This window comes from Chromohalobacter sp. HP20-39 (assembly GCF_033052815.1).
Taxonomy (GTDB): Bacteria; Pseudomonadota; Gammaproteobacteria; order Pseudomonadales; family Halomonadaceae; genus Chromohalobacter.
Genome location: NZ_JAWHTP010000145.1, coordinates 1 through 457, shown reverse-complemented (window position 1 = coordinate 457; position 457 = coordinate 1). Strand labels below are relative to the sequence as shown.

At 59.5% G+C, this 457-nt stretch carries 1 protein-coding gene; it reads left to right on the top strand.

Annotated features, from left to right (window positions below; translation table 11 throughout):
• Positions 1–457: Tn3 family transposase (locus RVY79_RS17365; RefSeq protein ID WP_317465728.1), on the top strand; the 457-nt coding region annotated here is incomplete at both ends.

Below are 457 nucleotides of genomic sequence, written 5' to 3'. Positions count from 1 at the left end.
AGTTCATGCAACGGCACCCCATTGCAGCGACATGGGGTCGCACGGACCTGGCGTCGTCCGACATGATGAGCATGGAAACCACCCAACGGGTGTGGCAGGCCCGACAGGATCCAAGACGCAACACGTCCTCGATTGGCATCTACTCCCATGTGCGTGACCGATGGGGGATCTTCTACGCGCAGCCTTTTGTGCTCAATGAGCGCCAGGCAGGGGTCGCCATTGAGGGTGTCGTGCGCCAAGAATCCATCGAGACCAGCCAGTTGGCGGTGGACACCCACGGCTACACCGACTTTGCCATGGCGTTGGCCCGGCTACTGGGGTTCGATCTATGCCCACGACTGAAGGAATTGAAGCAGCGTCATCTGTACGTGCCGCGTGGCACGATCATTCCACCGGAGATCGCAGCAGTTTGCGAGGCTACCGTCGATACCGCTTTGATTGAGAAGCACTGGGACAC